The following is a 16,345-nucleotide window of genomic DNA, read 5'->3' on the forward strand; positions in this document are numbered from 1 at the left end:
TCCCCCACGCCCAGCCTGACCGTAGACTGTGCGCCAACAGGAGGTCCATTTCATGTCAGAGCCCCGCCAATTGCATCTGGGCGCCATTCTCGAAGGCGTCGGCACCGATCAGCATTCCTGGCGCGATCCCGCCGTTCCGGCTGACGCCAGCATCAGCATCGACTGGTATGTGGAGCAGGCGCGCCTGGCCGAGGCGGCCAAGTTCGACCTCGTGTTCATTGTCGACAGCCCGTTCATCACGCCCGATACGGCGCCGCATTTCCTCAACCGGCTCGAGCCGCTCACGCTCCTGTCCGCCCTGGCGCTGGCTACCAGCCGCATCGGCCTGGTCGGCACGCTGACCACGTCCTATTGGGAACCCTACAACGTTGCCCGCCAGTTCGGCTCGCTCGATCATATCAGCAAGGGCCGCGCGGGCTGGAATGTGGTGACCACCGGCCTCGAAGGGGCTGCGGGCAATTATGGCCGCGATGCGCATTTCCCCCATGCCGAACGCTATGCCCGCGCGCGCGAATTCGTCGATGTGGTCCAGGGCCTGTGGGACAGCTATGATGACGATGCCTTCGTCGCCGACAAGGCCAGCGGCGTGTTCCTGGACAAGGCCAAGCAGCACCGGCTTGACCACAAGGGCGATTTCTTTTCGGTCTCCGGCCCGCTGGCGCTGAGCCGCTCGCCCCAGGGCCAGGCCGTGATCTTCCAGGCCGGTGACAGCAACGAAGGCCGCAACCTGGGTGCCGCGATCGCCGATGGCACGTTCACCGTGGCGGCCGATATTGCCACGGGCCAGGCCTATTACGCCGATCTCAAGGCGCGCGCGGCCGCCCTTGGCCGCAATCCCGAACACATCAAGGTCCTGCCCGGCCTATCGCCGATCCTGGCCGATACCGACGAGGAAGCCCAGGCCATTGCCCGCGCACAGGAAGAAGCGCTCGATTTCAACAAGCTGCTGGTGCAATTGGGCCGCGCGTTCAACTATCACGATTTTTCGCAATACGATCCCGATGCGCCGTTCCCCGATGTCTCGGGCCTTTCGCTCAACAGCTACAAGGGCCATGCCGAACGGATCGTGGCGACCGCGCGCGCCGAAGGGCTGACGCTGCGTGCCACGGCCTGGCGCTTTGGCCAGTGGCGCAGCAGCTTCGTCGGCTCGCCCGAAACCATCGCGGACGAGATCGAGCGCTGGTTCGTGGGCCGCGCCGCCGATGGCTTCAACTTGCGCGTCACGCGGCCGGGTGAATTTGCCCTGTTCCGCGAACGCGTGGTGCCGATCCTGCAGAAGCGCGGCCTGTTCCGCACCGACTATGCCGGGCAGACCCTGCGCGAGCATCTCGGCGTGCCGGTTCCCGCCCATCGCCATGGCGCGCAGCTCCTGGCCGAAGCCGCCGAATGAGCACGGCGCCGCTGACGCTGCGCGCCGATGTCCTGGTGATCGGCGGTGGCATGGCGGCAGCCTGGGCGGCGCTGGCCGCCGCCGAAGCGGGCGCGGCGGTGATCGTGGTGGACAAAGGCGCCATGGGCACCAGCGGCGTGACGGCCACGGGCGGGCCGGGCCACTGGTTCGTGCCGCCCGAAGGCCGCGCCGCCGCGCTGGAGCGACAAGTGGCGCGCACGCAGGGCCTGGCCGAGGCGGCGTGGATGGAACGGGTGATGGACCTGACCTGGCGCCACCTGCCTACGATCGCCCCGTGGTATCCATTCGGCAGCGACGGGCAAGGCGGGCGCTATATCCAGGGCGTGCGCGGGCCGGAATACATGCGCGCGTTGCGCCGCATGTGCGTGGGCGCGGGCATTGCCGTGCTGGATCATCATCCCGCGCTCGAACTGCTGGCCGATGGCGACGGCGCCGTGGTTGGTGCGCGCGGCCTGGCCCTGGGCAGTGGGGAGGACTGGGAAATCCGCGCCGGCGCCACCATCCTGGCGACCGGCGGTTGTGCGTTCCGCTCTGGCCTGATCGGCAGCCACACCCAGACCGGCGATGGGCTGCTGATGGCGGCGGAAGCCGGCGCCTTGCTCTCGGGCATGGAATTTTCGATATCCTGGTCGCTCTCGCCGGCCTGGGCCTCCACCCGCACGCTGCCGTTCACCGCCGCGCGCTTTTTCCGCGAGGATGGCAGCGAACTGGCGATCCCCTCGCTCAAGGCCGGGCATGCGCATTACCAGGCGCTGGGCGCCGCGTTGCTGCAAGGGACCGTCCTGGCCGATCTTTCCGCCGCGCCGGCCGGGCTGCCGGCGGTCTTGCGGCAGATCCAGCCGCTGACCGTGGCCGCGTTCGAGCGGCGCGGCATCGATCTGTTCCGCCAGCGCTTTCCAGTCCGCCTGTTTGGCGAAGGGACCATTCGCGGCACGGGCGGCATTGCGCTCGCCGATGCCGATTGCGGCACCGGGGTGCCGGGCCTCTATGCCGCAGGAGACGCGGCCACGCGCGAACTGGTGGCTGGCGCGATCAGCGGCGGCGGCGCGGTCAATTCCGCCTGGGCGCTCGCCTCGGGCCGGATCGCCGGCGCGGCGGCGGCGCACTATGGCGCGGCCAAGGGCGGTCGTGCCGGCCCGGCGCGCGCCTTGGGCAAGGCCGGCCTGCGCCCTCGTGGCAGCGCCAGGCCGGTTGCCACGGCGCCACTGCAACAGACGATCGAGCACGCCATCCACGGGCTCGATCGTGCGCTGTGGCGCCGTGCTTCCACCTTGGCGGCATCGCTGCACGAACTCGATGAAGCGTGGCGCGCAGTGGCCGACCATGGCCTTGCTGCCGACCCTCGCGGCCGCGTGGAACTGCGCGCGACGGCGGCGATGGCCGCGACGGCGCGATGGTGCACGGCGGCGGCGGCGGAACGACGCGAGACGCGCGGCATTGCCGTGCGCACCGATCTGCCCGCCACCGATCCCGCCCAGGCGCGGCGCCTGCTGGTCGGTGGACTGGACAAGGTGTGGACCCGGCCGGCAGCGCCCGCCCTGCGCGGGTTGGAGGCGGTGCTGTGATCGCCGCTCTGCTTGCCGAACGCTGCACCGGCTGCAACGCCTGCGTGGAGCAGTGCCCGACGCGCGTGTTCGAGCCCGGTGGGCCCGGCGGCGTGCCGGTGATCGCCGCGCCCGATGCCTGCCAGACCTGCTATCTGTGCGAACTGGCCTGCCCGGTCGATGCACTTTGGGTCAATCCCGATGCACACGACGCCACCGCGCCCCCGCTTGCCGATCTGCTCGCCTCGGGCCAAGTGGGCCGGGTGAAGCGCGATCATGGCTGGGATGCGCCGCTCGATGCCGGCCAGCTCGATGCCTATCGCCTGCTTGGCCCGCTGCTGGGCGAAGGGGTGGAGATTGCCGACCGGCACTACCACCGCTTGATCGCCGCACGTTGACCCTGCCGCGCGCCGCCACCCCAGCGGGATGGCGGCGCGCGCATGGCTCAGAACGTCACGCCCACGCGCGTGTAATAGAACCCGCCCGAAAGCCCGAACGGGGCAAAGTTGCCATAGGCGCCCGAACCATCGGAAGCGACGATGCCGTTGCGATCGGGGTAGACATCGAACAGGTTGTTGGCCCCCACCGACCAGGTGACTTTGTCTGAAAGCTTGTAGCCCAGTTCCAGATCGGCCACCCATTTGGCGCCAAAGGTGCGGTCGCTCGCCGCCACGGTGCTGCTTTCGGTATATTCGCCATAGCGCGTCGCGCGCACCAGCGCGGTCAGGCGGTCAAGGCTCCAGTTGGCCGACAGCACCACTTTGCTCTTGGGCACGGCCACCAGCAGGTCCTGCTGCACCTGCCGCCCGAAGAGCACCACGTTGAGCGAGGATAGCTGGCTGGGATTGGCGATCACATGCAGGATCTTGGTGTCGAAATAGCTCCACGCTGCATTCAGGCGCACGGTGCCAAGGTTGCCGGTGTGCAGGCTGTATTCGCCCACCACGTCCACCCCGCGCGTGCGCGTGTCGATCGCGTTGGTGAAGAACTGCGCACTGTCCACCCCGGTCACGCCATTGGCGACCAGGATCGCCTTGATCGCGCTGCCGCCGTTGGCGGCGGTGCCGAGGAAGTCGGTCTTGACGATGCGATCGTCGATGCGGATCTGATAGCCGTCCACCGTCAGGCGCACGGGCCCGCGTTCAAACGTGATGCCGGCGGTAAAACTCAAGGACTTTTCGGGCTTGAGCGGCTGCGCCCCCAGCGCGCGGGCAGCGGCCGAATCCACCGGCAGGAATTTCGAGGTAGTCAGCACGCGTTCGTTGCCGACCACCGTGGCGGTGTTCTGCGTGGTGGAAAAGGCCGTCTGCGCCAGCGACGGGGCGCGGAAGCCGGTATTGACCCCGCCGCGCAGCGCCAGGCCGCGCGCCAGCTCAAGCCGCGTGCTGAACTTACCCGATGCGGTGTTGCCGGCGCTGTCGGAATAGTGCTCGAACCGCCCGGCGAGCCCCACGAACCAGGCCGGGGTCAGCTTGGTGGACACGTCCACATAAGCGGCGACGTTGTTGCGTGAAACCTGCGTGGCATCGGCCGGCGAAGTGCCGGTGAACGAGACGAGGCCGGGCGAGGGCGAAAGCCCGCCATAGAGATTGCCGAACGGCGTGCCGTCCTTGGGCACGACATAGCCGCCGTCGCGATAGCTGTCGGGCTCGCCGGCGCGGCTGGCGAACTGTTCGAAGCGGTGCTCGATGCCCACGGCCAGGTTCAGCTTGTCGGCCAGGCCCACGTCCAGCCCGCGCGAGAGATCGAGGTTGTTGACCCACAGCGTCTGGACTTGGCGGCCCATGTAAAAGCTGGTCTTGCTGGTCGGCCCGATCGAGGGATTGAGCGTATTTTCCGCCCCCAGCTTCACCGAATCCCGGCCAAAGCTGCTGGAAAGATCGGCCGCCCAGCCGCCCAGGTCGCTGCGCAGGCCCCAGGTGGTCTGGTAATCCCATTCCCACAGCCGGCGATAGGCCTGGAACCCGGAAGGGTAGAGCTGCGGCAGCGACCCGATCGAGGTTGCCGGCACATAGGCGCCGCGCGCATCCTTGATGTTGCGATAGCTCAGCGTCGAAAAGCTGTAGAGGCGCGTGGTGTCCGACAGCGGCAGTTCAGCGTTCACGCTGCTGTTGATGATCTTGTCGCGGTTGGAGCGACCATAGCCGCCCGCGATCACATGGTCGGCGTTCGCTTCGCGCGGGTCGGGCTGGCCGTTGACCAGCGGATAGATCCGCGCGATCGGATCGGCCGAGCTCTTGGCGCGGTCGTGATACTTGCCCTCCATTGCCACGCGGACAAAGCCATCGTCGCCCAGGCGCGCGCCATAGGACAGTGTCTGTTGCAACAGCGCGCCGCCCTTTTCATAAAGCTGGCCGGCGGTGGTGGTGAATTCCCCGCCCTGCGGCGCGTCGTCCAGGATCAGGTTGATCACGCCGGAAATCGCGTCAGACCCATATTGCGCCGCCGCGCCATCGCGCAGCACTTCGATCCGGCCCACGGCATTGGTCGGGATCAGGTCCACGTCCACCGGGGTGGAGCCGCCCGAAACGCGGCTGAGATTGTTGATCAGCGCGGTGGTGTGGCGGCGCTTGCCGTTGACCAGCACCAGCAGGTAGTCGCCCGAAAGCCCGCGGATCGAGATCGGCCGCACGCTCGCTGACGTGCCGCCGCCACCCAGCGCCGGCATCGACAGCGACGGGATGATATTGCCCAGGATTTCCTTAAGGCCGGTGCGCCCGGTCTGCTTGAGATCGGCCGGGGTGATCACGTCGATCGGCACCGGGCTGTCGGCTACGGTGCGAGGGCTGCCGCCACGCGTGCCGGTCACCACGATCGCGTTGCCGCCAACCTCGCCCGCGTCGGCATTGCTTTCTGCTGCCGGAGCAGCTGGGCTTTCTGCCGCCTGCGCTGGCGCTGTGGCCAGCACGCCCACCAGGGCGGTGGAAAGGAGAGTGGATCGCATGGAAAAAGCCCCCGTCATATTCGGTTCTGAACGTGGGGTTGCCTTGCGGAATTATACTCTATCAATCCAATTGAGTTTGTTTGGTGGCCTATGATGTCTGGCAATAGGCCAAGCGGGATGGGCGTTAAAAAGTAGTGGGGACCCCAGACTTGATCCGGGGCCCCCGCTTGTTCGCCCTACACGATTGGCGCAAAGGCCTGGGCAAGCGGGCGCGGCGCTTTCACTTCGCCGGCCTGGCGGAAGGTGTCGAGCACGCTCTGCTGCGCCGCGATCAGCCCGGCATCGATCGGTGTGCGCACGCGGCCGTTGCGCTGCGCGGTGGCGCGGGCAATGGCGAGCGGCAGCCCGGTCTCGCGCGAGAGGACGGCGGCGTATTCTTCCACGTGGCTGGCCGCCCAGGCCAGCGCCTTGGTCTCGCGATCCAGGAAATCGGCCAGCAGGTCGCGCTTGGCCTTGGCGGCCCCGGCATAGGCCACATCGAAACCCGTGCCGTTGGAAAACGGCCGGCCATCCACGGCGATGTGCGCGCCCTGGGCCAGCGCGGCCACGGTATAGGGCGCCCAGGTGGCCCAGGCATCGATGGCCCCGGTCTGCAGCGCGGCCTGGCTGTCGCTGGGCGAAAGGAACACCATGTGCACGGCATCGGCTTTGAGCCCGGCCTGTTGCAGCGCGCGCAGCACCAGATAATGCCCGATAGAGCCACGGGTGGACGCAATGCGCTTGCCCACCAGGTCGCGGATCGAGCGTGCGGCCGAGCGTGGCGACACGAGGATCGCCAGCGCGCCTTCGGGCGTGGGCGGCACCACTGCCATGGCGCCCACGGCCACGATCGGGCTGCCGGCCTGATAGGCGAACTGGAACGGCGCGTCGCCCACCAGGCCGACATCCACCGCGCCAGACCCCAGCGCTTCGAGCAGGTTTTGCGCGGCGGGAAATTCCGACCACTCCACGCGATACGGCGCGCCGTCCAGCACGCCCGCGGCCAGCATCAGGGCCTTGGTGCTGCCGCGCTGGTTGCCCACGCGCAGGGTGCCCGATGTGGCCCCGCCCCGGCCGCAGGCGGCCAGGGCGAGGAAACCAGCCGCCGCCAGGCCACCTGCTGCCATGATCGCATTGCGGCGGGTGAGGGACGGATGGACAACGCCTGTTTCGTTCACAGATCGGACCATAAGGGCTCGTCGGCGATCAGCACGCGATGCAGTTCACGGGGGAAATCGCCATAGTTGCGCACGGCATAATGCACAGCGGCGCGGTTGTCCCAGAACGCCACCGAATTGGGCCGCCAGCTGAAGCGCACCTGCAGTTCAGGCCGCTTGTACTGCTGCAGGATCTGCGCCAGCAACTCGCGGCTTTCGGCCAGTTCCACGCCCAGGATCTGCGGCTGTTGCGAGAAATTGACCCACAGGATCTTCTCGCCGGTTTCGCGGTGGGTGCGCACCACGGGATGTGCCACGATCGGGTATTCGTGGCCCACGGCCTTGAGCGCGCCGAGGAAATTGTGCGTGACGTGCAATCCTTCCAGCCGCGCCTGCAGCGCTTCGGGCAGGCTTTTCCACGCCAGGTGCGCGTCCACCCAAATCGTGTCGCCGCCCACTTCGGGCAGCCGCACGTCGCGCAGCACCGCGCCCCAGGTCGGCACCAGGCGCCAACTGGTGTCGGTGTGATAGGCCTCGCCCTTGTCCAGGTGATCGAGATAGCGATCCCCGGCGTGCTTGAGGTCTTCAGCCGCGATCGCGTGGATCGGGGTGAGCCCGGCGTTGTGCCGTGTGGTAGGGTGGGTATAGAGCGGCCCGAACTGGCCGGCAAAAGCCGCCTGTTGCGCGTCGGTCAGCACCTGGTCGCGGAAGAAGATCACTTTGTAGCGCAAGACCGCGGCGCGGATCGCTTCCCGCTGCAACGGAGTGATCGGTGCAGACAGATCGATGCCGCTTACTTCGGCCCCGATGGTGGGCTGCAGGCGCGTGAAAGCCAGCCCGTGGTCGTTGCGTGCCAGAATGTCGGTGCTCATGGCGTTTTCTCCCTCGCTCAGGCCGCGCTGCGCGCCGTGCGCGCGGCGGTGTGGCGGTTGACGGGCACATCCAGGCCCAGCGTGTCGCGGAACGTGCTGCCGGGATAGTCGGTCTTGTAGATGCCGCGCCGTTGCAGGATCGGCACCACTTCGTCCACGAACGCTTCCAGCTGGCCGGGCAGGCTTTCGAACAAGTTGAAGCCGTCGGCGCCACGCTGTTCGAGCCATTGCTCGAACCGGTCGGCAATCTGGTCGGGCGTACCCACGAACAGGCCACGCGGCGTGGCGCTGCGCAGCGCGATCTCGCGCAGGGTCAGCCCCTGGTCGGCCAGGGCCAGCACGCGGGCGGATTGGCTCTGGTTGCTCTTGAGCCCTTCGGCGGCCACTTCGCGCGGGAAGGGGCCATCGGGATCATAGACGCTGAAGTTGTGGTCGTTGAAGCCACGGCCCAGCGCGCGCAGCGCGTTTTCCAGGTTGCCCAGTTCGGCCAGCTCGCGATACTTGGCCTCGGCTTCCGCTTCGGTGCCGCCGATCACCGGCCGCGCGCCGGGCACGATGAAGACCTTTTCGGGATCGCGGCCAAAGCCGCGCGCGCGGGCCTTGATATCGGCATAGAACTTCTGCGCTTCGGCCAGGTCTTCCTGGTGGGTGAAGATCGCCTCGGCTTGCGCGGCGGCAAAGCTGCGCCCGTCCTCGCTCGATCCGGCCTGGAAGATCACCGGCTGGCCCTGCGGGCTGCGCGAGATATTGAGCGGGCCCTTCACTTTCAGGAACTCGCCCTTGTGGTTGAGTTCGTGCAGCTTGTCGGGATCGAGGAACTGGCCGCTGGCCTTGTCGCGCACCAGCGCGTCGTCTTCCCAGCTGTCCCACAGGCCCTTGACCACGTCGAGGTATTCGGCCGCCAGGCGATAGCGCGTGTCGTGCGCCAGGTGCTCGTCCTTGCCGAAATTGGCCGCGCTGCCTTCCAGCCAGCTCGTCACCACGTTCCAGCCCGCGCGCCCGCCGCTGATATGGTCGAGCGAGGCGAACTGGCGTGCCAGGTTATAGGGTTCGGTATAGGAAACCGTGGCGGTGCCGACCAGGCCGATATGCTCGGTCACGGCGGCCAGCGCCGAAAGGATGGTCAGCGGCTCGAACCGGTTGAGGTAGTGCGGGCTCGACCGTGCGTTGATCGAAACGCTGTCGGCCACGAACAGGTAGTCGAACTTGCCGCGCTCGGCCGCCTGGGCCTGGCGCTTGTAGAACGCAAAGTTGGTGCTGGCGTCGACCAGCGCATCGGGGTGGCGCCAGTCGTCCCAGCCAGGGCCAACGCCGTGGAGAATGAAACCGAGGCGAAGTTCTCTCTTGGTCGTCATGTCATGGTCCTTTCCATCTCCCCGGCGGTTGCTTGTTTTTTGCCATGATAGGCCTTGGCGGCGGCGGGGCGACCGAGAGCTGCTCAATTCAATTCAAGAATTGCCAATGCCCGCCGGTCGGCCGCCGCGCCGATCAAAAGGCGTAGGCCGCCTTGAGGAACACCGTGCGCGGCGGATTTTGCGCGCCCTGCAACAGGATGGTCCCGGCATAGGGCCCGGACTTGATCGCCGCGCCCACCGGGCTGAGCGAGGTGAAGAAGAACGAATTGGTGAGGTTGCGGCCGGTCAGCGTGAAGGTCCAGCGTTCATCGGGCGTGGCATAGCTGATGAAGGCATTGGCATAGCCATGCGCCGGGATCTGGTAGGCCGGGGTGTTGAGCTGGTTGGAGAAATACGAGGTCTGGAAATTGCCGCTGGCGCCCAGCTTGATTTCACCCGGCACGCCCACCGGCACCGTCCAGGTGGCCGAGGCGAAATATTGCCACTTGGGCTGGAAGGGGAACTGGTTGCCGGTGTAGGTATAGGCCGGCACCGTGCCATAGGCCGGCGCGGCATAATCGTCATAGCGCGTGGCCAGGTACGTCACGTTGAACACCAGCGCCAGGCGGCGCCAGGGCTGCGCGGCGGTTTCCAGTTCGAACCCTTCGGTGTGGGCCGACGGCGCGTTGCCACGCGTGCTGACATACGTGCCCGAAATCGGGCTATAGGCCGAAACGGACGTCTGCAGGTTCTTGTAGTCGTTATAAAACCCCGTCAGGTTCAGGCGCAGATCGTGGTTGAACCAGTCGGTCTTGATCCCCGCTTCATAGGTGTTCACCGTTTCGGGGTCATAGGGCAGCGCCGTTGCCAGGTTGAGTGCGCGGTTGTTGAATCCGCCGGCGTCGAACCCCTTGGCATAGCTGGCAAACAGGAACACGTCGGGCGTGGCCTGCCATGACAGTCCGGCCTTGGGCGTAAAGGCATGCCAGGTCTTGGCATTGAGAATGCCGGCATTGGTGAAGTTCACTTGCGCGGCCGAAACGCTCACGCCCAGCGCCGGGATCGCCCCGCCGGTCAGGACCTGGGGATAGAGCGTGGGATCGATGGGGTTGCCGTCGAGGTCATAGTTCACGCCGCGGAAGGCAAAGGTGCGGCGCTGGATGATATAGCGCCCGCCAGCGGTAAACGTCAGGCGCGGGGTGACATGCAGGTTGCCCTGGAAATAGGCGGAATAGTTGAAGCTGCGCGTCCGCCCGATCTGGTCGAAGGGCGCGGCGGGCAGGGCCGTGTCGGACTGGGGCAGCCCGGTGACGTAGCCCAGCCGGTCGCTGGCGAAATTCTCGAACAGGTAATAGAGCCCGCCGGTAAAATCGAAGCTCTGCCACGTGCCCTGCAACTGCAGTTCCTGGGTGAACTGGTGCTGGCGATAGGTGATGTAGTTGTCGGAAATGTCGATCGCCCGCGGTTGCGCGGAATTGTAGGGCAACTGCGCCTGGCCATCGTTGTTGTAGTTCACCGGGTTCTGGCTGAACGCGCGCAGCGCGGTGATGCTGTGCACGGCCAGGTGGGCGTTCACGTCATAATCGATCCGCGCGGTCAGCCCGCCGGTGCGCGACGTGTTGGTGGGATAGCGCCCGGCATAGCTGACATTGGCCTTGTAGCGCGAGAACGAGGTCGGGCTGTACAGCGTGCCGCCGGTAATCGCGCCCAGGCCGCTCAATGCCGCATTGGTGGGATTATAGGTGGTGGCAACATATTGCGCGGCCTGCGAATGGTCGATCGTGCCATCGCCGGTCAGCGTCACTTTCAGCCCGGCTGCCGGGGTCAGCACCAGCTTGATCCGCCCACCGGTGGTGTTCTGGTTGTTGACGTGGTCCTTCTGCGAAGGGTTCCAGGTATAGCCGTCATGCTGGTCGTGGGCGATGGCCACGCTGCCCACCAGCAGGCCGGGTACCAGCGTGCCGGCCACATAGCCGTGGGCATTGACCGTGTTGTAATTGCCATAGCCGATGTCGCCGCGCAGGCTGAAACGGTCGGTGGGGGTGCTGGTGACATAGCGGATGGCGCCGCCCGCCGAATTGGCCCCGAACAAGGTGCCCTGCGGCCCGCGCAGCACTTCCACCCGCGCCACGTCGGTCAGGTCGGACATGCCGTTGATCGCGCGCGCCAGGTACACGTCGTCGATATAGGTCCCAACGGTTGGGTCGAAGATCGGGTCGCTGTTGCCGATGCCGCGGATGAAGAACGTGTTGGTCAGCGGGGTGATGCCGCTCGGCGCGGTGTAGAGGCCGGGGATCTGCCCTGCGAGATCGCGGGCGGTGATCACGTTCTGCTGGGCGCGGAATTCGTTGCCGATCACGCTGACCGCCACGGGCGTCTGCTGCAGGCGCGTTTCGCGGCGCGTGGCCGTGACGACGATGTCATCCTTGCTGCCCGCGTCGGCGGCCGGGTCGGCGGCTGGGGCCGCATCGGGCACCGGGGCATCGGCAGCGGGCGCGGCGAGCGCGGGCGCAAAGGGCGCGGCGGCGGCACTGGCCAACAGGGCCAGCGCGAATGCGGAACGAGTCATGATTTCCCCTCAAGGCTTGTTGTCTGCCCGGTTAGAGAGCGGCCACCAGCCCGTCCTATTGAAACTCAACTTCAATGGTTGAGTTATCGTCATGGCCCCGAACGCATTGCCGATGCTCATCACGGCAAAGGAAATCTCATTGGTCGAGGGTAAACTCAACGGATAGGGTTGAGATTATGTCTGTTCCATTCAATACCCGCCGTGCCGTGCCCGGCGTTGCCCGTCGTTCGTTCCTGGCCGGGGCCGGTGCCGCGCTGCTGGCCGGCTGTTCTGGCACGGCCAAGCCCACCGCCTTGCGCGTTGCCATCACCGGCAAGGGCGAAAGCGACAACCGCCTGATCTTTGCCACGGCCGGGATCGTGCCCGATTTCCCCGTGCACTATTCCGAATTCGAATCCGGCCACCTCGTGGTCGAGGCGCTCAATTCCGGCGCGATCGACTTTGGCGGGATGAGCGAAATTCCCCCGGTCTTCGCGGCAGCCTCCACGGTGCAGAGCTTCCGGCAGATCGCGGTCTACCATGGCGACGTCAACAATCAGGCCGTGCTGGTGCCGCGCGGATCGGCGCTGCGCACCCTGGCAGACCTGAAGGGCAAGCGGGTGGGCTATGTCCGTGCCACCACCACGCAGTATTTCCTGATCCGCATGCTCGAATCGGTGGGCCTCGCCTGGGGCGACATCGAGCCCGTGGCGATGACCGTGGCCGATGGCGCTGCCGCGTTCGGCAATGGTTCGCTCGATGCCTGGGCGATCTATGGCTTTCCGATCCAGCGCGCGCTGGCCACGCAAGGCGCGCGCGTGCTGCGCACCGCGCTGGGGTTTCTTTCGGGCAACTATATCGTGGCCGCGCACAAGGATGCGATTGCCGATCCGCTGCGTGCCGATTGGATCGCGCGCTACTTGCGCCTGACCCAGCAAGGCTATGCCTGGACGGCGGCAAACCAGAACGTCTGGGCCGGCAAGGTGGCCGATGCCATCGGCGTGCCGGTGGCGTTGGTCAACGACCAGTTTGCCCGCCGCAGCGATCCCTTCACGCTGCGCCGCGTCAGCGATGCTGCCATCGCTTCGCAGCAGGGGGTGGCCGATGTCTTTGCCAAGGCGGGCCTGATCGGCCGCCGGGTCGACATGCGCCCGCTGTGGGACAACCGTTTCAATGCCCAGATCAAGGAGGCCTGAGCGATGGCCACGCATGCCCTTTCCGCCGACCATCCCGACTTGTCCGATGCCGCGCTCGATCGCCTGACCCGTGAACTGGCGCACCGGGCGGAAGACTATGACCGCAATCCCCGTTTCCCACGCGAGAACTTCGATATCCTGGCGCGCGAAGGGCTGATCGGCCTGACCGTGGACCCGCGCCTGGGCGGGGCGGGCGCCGGCTTTCTCGATACGCTGCGCGTGCTTGGCGCGGTCGCCAAGGGTGAGCCGTCGACCGCGCTGATCCTGTTCATGACGTATGCGTTCCACGCCGCGCCCGAAAAGGGCCGGCGCTGGGACCGCGCGCTGTATGAACGCCTGGCGCGCGAAGCGGTGGCGGGCAAGGGCCTGGTCGGCACCTTCCGGGTGGAGCCCGAACTGGGCACCCCGGTGCGCGGCGGGTTGCCGGCCACGGTGGCGCGCCGCACCGACGACGGCTGGCGCATTTCGGGCGAGAAGATCTATTCCACCGGTTCCACCGGGCTCGACTGGTTCGCCGTCTGGGCCAAGACGGACGAGACGCCGCTGCGCCTGGGCCTGTTCCTGGTGCGGCCGGACAGCGATGGCATCACCATCGTGCCCGAATGGGATCATCTGGGCATGCGCGCCACGGTCAGCCACAAGGTGGTCTTTGCCGATACGCCGGTGCCGCCGGCCCTGGCGGTTGACTTGCGCGCGCCCGAGGAATGGGCGCCCAAGCCGGGTGACGATACCAGCGCGTTCCTGTGGAATGCCCTGGCCATCGCCACGATCTATGATGGCGTGGCCCGCGCCGCGCGCGATTGGCTGGTCGGTTATCTCAACGCGCGCAAGCCGGCGAACCTTGGCGCCGCGCTTGCCACCCTGCCGCGCGTGCAGGAAAAGTTCGGCGAAATCGAAGGCCTGCTGCTGACCAACCGCGTGCTGATCGAGAACGCGGCGCGCGCTGCCGATGCCGGCCTGTCCACGCCGCCGCACGAAGCCAACCTGATCAAGCACCTTGCCAATGCCAACGCCATCCGCGCGGTGGAAATCGGGCTGGAGCTGACCGGCAATCCCGGGATCAGCCGTGCCAACCCGCTGGAGCGGCACTATCGCGACGTGCTGTGCAGCCGGATCCATTCGCCCCAGGCCGATACCGTGCTGGTCGGCGCTGGCCGGGCGGGGCTGGGCCAATGAGCCTTGCCCCCAACAGCCTTGTCATCGCCAGCCAGCTCGAACCGGCGCTCAACGATGCCTTGGCCAGCCACCCGGCGCGCCCGCGAGTGATCGCGGCGCCCGAGGATGAACCCTGGCGCGCGGCGGCCGATGCCGATGTCCTGGTCGTGCGGCCATCTCCCGCCTGGGCGCCGGCCCGCGCGGCGCCGGCGCCGCCGGTCTGGCCGGGGCGGCTGCGCTGGGTGTGCAGCGCGTCTGCCGGCATCGATTTCTACCCGGCCTGGCTCCTTGACGGGCCTTTGGTCAGTTGCGCCCGCGGCACCGCTTCGGAAGAGATTGCCGACTATGTGATCGGCGCGATCTATCGCCAGGCCAAGGATCTCGATGGCGTGGCCGCGCGCGGGCCCGAAGGCTGGCGCTATTCCGCGCTGGGCCAGGTCCTGGGCAGCACCATCGGCCTGGTCGGGCTGGGCGCCATTGGCCAGGCCGTGGCGCGCCGGGCGCTGGCGCTGGGCGCGCGGGTCGTGGCGGTGCGGCGCACCGGCGCCTTGCCCGAGGGGCTTTCCGGTGTGGAATTGGTCGCCCGCGTGGAAGACGTGGTGGCGCGGGCGGATCACATCGTGCTGGCCGTGCCGGCCACGCCGCAAACCCGCCATCTCGTTGACGCCACGTTGCTGGCGCGGGCCAAGCCGGGCGCGCACCTCGTCAACGTGGCGCGCGGCAGCGTGGTTGACCAGGCGGCCCTGCTCGAAGCGCTCGATCGCGGGCACCTGGGTTTTGCCACGCTCGATGTGACGGATCCCGAACCGCTTCCGGCCGGTCACCGCCTCTACACCCATCCGCGCGTCAGGCTCACGCCGCACCTCTCGTCCAACTACACCGTGGCGCGCGACAAGCTCCTGGCCAAGATCCTGGGCGATATCACCCGCTTTGCACAAGGGGAGCCGCCGCGCGATCTGGTGGAGCCGGCGCGTGGCTATTGAGCCCCTCGCTATTGAGCCCCTCCCTATTGAGCAATGCCAATAGGCCGCGCGGATAACTCGATTGCCAAGATAGACATTCGTGCCGAGATTGTTTCCGGCATTTCAACGAAAAAGGGCACCAGGCCATGACGCTCAAGTTCATCGGCTATATCGGCTTCAACAATACCTCGGAAATCCACGGCCCGGCGCGCCGCATCCTCGATCGCGCCTATGTGGAAGACGCGGCGCGAGCGCAGGAAGCTGGCGGCTTTGACCGGGTGTTGATCCCGTTCGGGTCGAACTCGCCCGAAAGCCAGATCGTCGCGGCCCATGCGGCGGCGCTGACCAAGCGGCTCGGCTTTCTCGTCGCACATCGTCCCGGCTTTACCCAGCCTACGCTGGCCGCGCGGCAGCTTGCCACGCTCGATCAGCTTTCGGGCGGGCGCGTGGCGGTGCACATCATCACCGGCGGCGCAGACGAGGAAATGGCCCGTGACGGCGATGTCGGCTCGACCAAGGCCGAACGCTATACCCGCACCGACGAATACCTCGACGTGCTGCGCCAGGAATGGAACGCGACCGTTCCGTTCGATCACAAGGGCCGCTTCTATGAAGTGCGCCAGGGGTTCAGCGCGGTAAAGCCGTCGAATCTGCCGGTGTTCTTCGGCGGTTCCTCGCCCGAGGCGATTGCCGTCGCCGGCCGCCACGCCGATGTCTATGCGCTTTGGGGCGAAACCCTGGCGCAAGTGGCCGATGCCGTGCGCCAGGTGCGCCATGCCGCGGCCGACCATGGGCGCAAGCCCGGCTTCTCGCTCTCGCTGCGCCCGGTCATCGCCGATACCGAAGAAGCGGCCTGGGCCAAGGCGCGCGATATCGAGGACCAGGTGCGGGCCGTGCGCGAAGCGGCTGGCCTGCCGGTCAGCGGCCATCGCCCACCCAACGCAGGCTCGCTGCGCCTGCTCGAAACCGCCACGGGCAATCGCCGCGACGCACGCCTGTGGACCGGGGTGGCCGCGCTCACCGGCGCGCAGGGCAACAGCACCGGCCTGGTCGGCACGCCCGAGCAGGTGGCCGATGCCATGCTGGCCTATGCCGATCTCGGGATCGATCATTTCCTTATCCGCGGGTTCGATCCGCTTGGCGATGCTGTAGCCTATGGCGAGCATCTGATTCCGCTGGTTCATGCTAAATACGCCGCGCGCCAGGACCGCCCTGTCGCCCTGGCCGGTTGAAGGAGCCTTTT

The 16,345-nt window shown here is 67.1% G+C and carries 12 protein-coding genes; 7 read left to right on the forward strand and 5 right to left on the reverse strand.

From position 1 onward, the window contains the following. Positions 1-52 precede the first annotated feature (52 nt). The 3 genes from FHT19_RS12570 to FHT19_RS12580 are packed head-to-tail and all read left to right on the forward strand — an operon-like array spanning position 53 to position 3,353. Positions 53-1,390, forward strand: coding sequence for an LLM class flavin-dependent oxidoreductase (locus tag FHT19_RS12570; protein ID WP_169475385.1), 1,338 nt, complete (start codon positions 53-55; stop codon positions 1,388-1,390). Further along, positions 1,387-2,976 (forward strand): FAD-binding protein, encoded by a 1,590-nt coding sequence (locus tag FHT19_RS12575; protein ID WP_169475386.1) that lies wholly within the window; start codon positions 1,387-1,389, stop codon positions 2,974-2,976. Before FHT19_RS12570 ends, FHT19_RS12575 begins: the two co-directional genes overlap by 4 nt. Further along, the gene (locus tag FHT19_RS12580) at positions 2,973-3,353 is read left to right on the forward strand and encodes a ferredoxin family protein (RefSeq protein ID WP_168557075.1); all 381 of its coding nucleotides are present in this window, start codon (positions 2,973-2,975) and stop codon (positions 3,351-3,353) included. Before FHT19_RS12575 ends, FHT19_RS12580 begins: the two co-directional genes overlap by 4 nt. A 47-nt stretch (positions 3,354-3,400) precedes the next feature. On the opposite strand, the gene FHT19_RS12585 is transcribed toward FHT19_RS12580, so the two are convergent. From FHT19_RS12585 to FHT19_RS12605, 5 genes are all read right to left on the reverse strand, one after another. Beyond that, positions 3,401-5,899 carry a TonB-dependent receptor gene (locus tag FHT19_RS12585; RefSeq protein WP_169475387.1) on the reverse strand — a complete coding sequence of 833 codons (2,499 nt, stop codon included), beginning with the start codon at positions 5,897-5,899 and terminating at the stop codon, positions 3,401-3,403. A 176-nt stretch (positions 5,900-6,075) separates the two neighbouring features. Next, positions 6,076-7,005 carry an ABC transporter substrate-binding protein gene (locus tag FHT19_RS12590; RefSeq protein ID WP_211184906.1) on the reverse strand — a complete coding sequence of 310 codons (930 nt, stop codon included), beginning with the start codon at positions 7,003-7,005 and terminating at the stop codon, positions 6,076-6,078. Between the two features lie 47 nt (positions 7,006-7,052). Then, entirely contained in the window at positions 7,053-7,907 is an 855-nt protein-coding gene (locus tag FHT19_RS12595; protein WP_169475389.1) for a TauD/TfdA family dioxygenase, read from the reverse strand. Positions 7,908-7,924: 17 nt separating this feature from the next. Continuing rightward, positions 7,925-9,262 (reverse strand): LLM class flavin-dependent oxidoreductase, encoded by a 1,338-nt coding sequence (locus tag FHT19_RS12600; protein ID WP_169475390.1) that lies wholly within the window; start codon positions 9,260-9,262, stop codon positions 7,925-7,927. Between the two features lie 133 nt (positions 9,263-9,395). After that, positions 9,396-11,810, reverse strand: a complete 2,415-nt coding sequence (locus FHT19_RS12605; protein WP_169475391.1) for a TonB-dependent receptor — start codon at positions 11,808-11,810, stop codon at positions 9,396-9,398. A 176-nt stretch (positions 11,811-11,986) separates the two neighbouring features. Between FHT19_RS12605 and FHT19_RS12610 the strand changes: the two genes are divergently transcribed. From FHT19_RS12610 to FHT19_RS12625, 4 genes are all read left to right on the forward strand, one after another. Next, on the forward strand, positions 11,987-12,985 hold the full coding sequence (locus FHT19_RS12610; protein ID WP_169475392.1) for an ABC transporter substrate-binding protein: 999 nt from the start codon (positions 11,987-11,989) through the stop codon (positions 12,983-12,985). A 3-nt stretch (positions 12,986-12,988) separates the two neighbouring features. Beyond that, a complete protein-coding gene (locus FHT19_RS12615) occupies positions 12,989-14,161 on the forward strand; it encodes an acyl-CoA dehydrogenase family protein (protein ID WP_169475393.1) in 1,173 nt (390 codons plus the stop codon). Then, entirely contained in the window at positions 14,158-15,123 is a 966-nt protein-coding gene (locus FHT19_RS12620; protein ID WP_169475394.1) for an NAD(P)-dependent oxidoreductase, read from the forward strand. Before FHT19_RS12615 ends, FHT19_RS12620 begins: the two co-directional genes overlap by 4 nt. Positions 15,124-15,248: 125 nt before the next feature. Then, the gene (locus tag FHT19_RS12625) at positions 15,249-16,334 is read left to right on the forward strand and encodes an LLM class flavin-dependent oxidoreductase (protein WP_169475395.1); all 1,086 of its coding nucleotides are present in this window, start codon (positions 15,249-15,251) and stop codon (positions 16,332-16,334) included. The last annotated feature ends 11 nt before the right edge of the window (positions 16,335-16,345 follow it).

It is taken from the genome of Novosphingobium sp. SG919, from assembly GCF_012932495.1.
Taxonomy (GTDB): Bacteria; Pseudomonadota; Alphaproteobacteria; order Sphingomonadales; family Sphingomonadaceae; genus Novosphingobium; species Novosphingobium rhizosphaerae.

Excerpts from the sequence above, each read along its gene's own strand:
- FHT19_RS12570 (WP_169475385.1), top strand. The coding sequence starts at position 53 with ATGTCAGAGCCCCGCCAATTGCATCTGGGCGCCATTCTCGAAGGCGTC.
- FHT19_RS12575 (WP_169475386.1), top strand. The coding sequence starts at position 1,387 with ATGAGCACGGCGCCGCTGACGCTGCGCGCCGATGTCCTGGTGATCGGC.
- FHT19_RS12585 (WP_169475387.1), bottom strand. The coding sequence starts at position 5,899 with ATGCGATCCACTCTCCTTTCCACCGCCCTGGTGGGCGTGCTGGCCACA.
- FHT19_RS12590 (WP_211184906.1), bottom strand. The coding sequence starts at position 7,005 with ATGGCAGCAGGTGGCCTGGCGGCGGCTGGTTTCCTCGCCCTGGCCGCC.
- FHT19_RS12595 (WP_169475389.1), bottom strand. The coding sequence starts at position 7,907 with ATGAGCACCGACATTCTGGCACGCAACGACCACGGGCTGGCTTTCACG.
- FHT19_RS12600 (WP_169475390.1), bottom strand. The coding sequence starts at position 9,262 with ATGACGACCAAGAGAGAACTTCGCCTCGGTTTCATTCTCCACGGCGTT.
- FHT19_RS12605 (WP_169475391.1), bottom strand. The coding sequence starts at position 11,810 with ATGACTCGTTCCGCATTCGCGCTGGCCCTGTTGGCCAGTGCCGCCGCC.
- FHT19_RS12610 (WP_169475392.1), top strand. The coding sequence starts at position 11,987 with ATGTCTGTTCCATTCAATACCCGCCGTGCCGTGCCCGGCGTTGCCCGT.
- FHT19_RS12615 (WP_169475393.1), top strand. The coding sequence starts at position 12,989 with ATGGCCACGCATGCCCTTTCCGCCGACCATCCCGACTTGTCCGATGCC.
- FHT19_RS12620 (WP_169475394.1), top strand. The coding sequence starts at position 14,158 with ATGAGCCTTGCCCCCAACAGCCTTGTCATCGCCAGCCAGCTCGAACCG.
- FHT19_RS12625 (WP_169475395.1), top strand. The coding sequence starts at position 15,249 with ATGACGCTCAAGTTCATCGGCTATATCGGCTTCAACAATACCTCGGAA.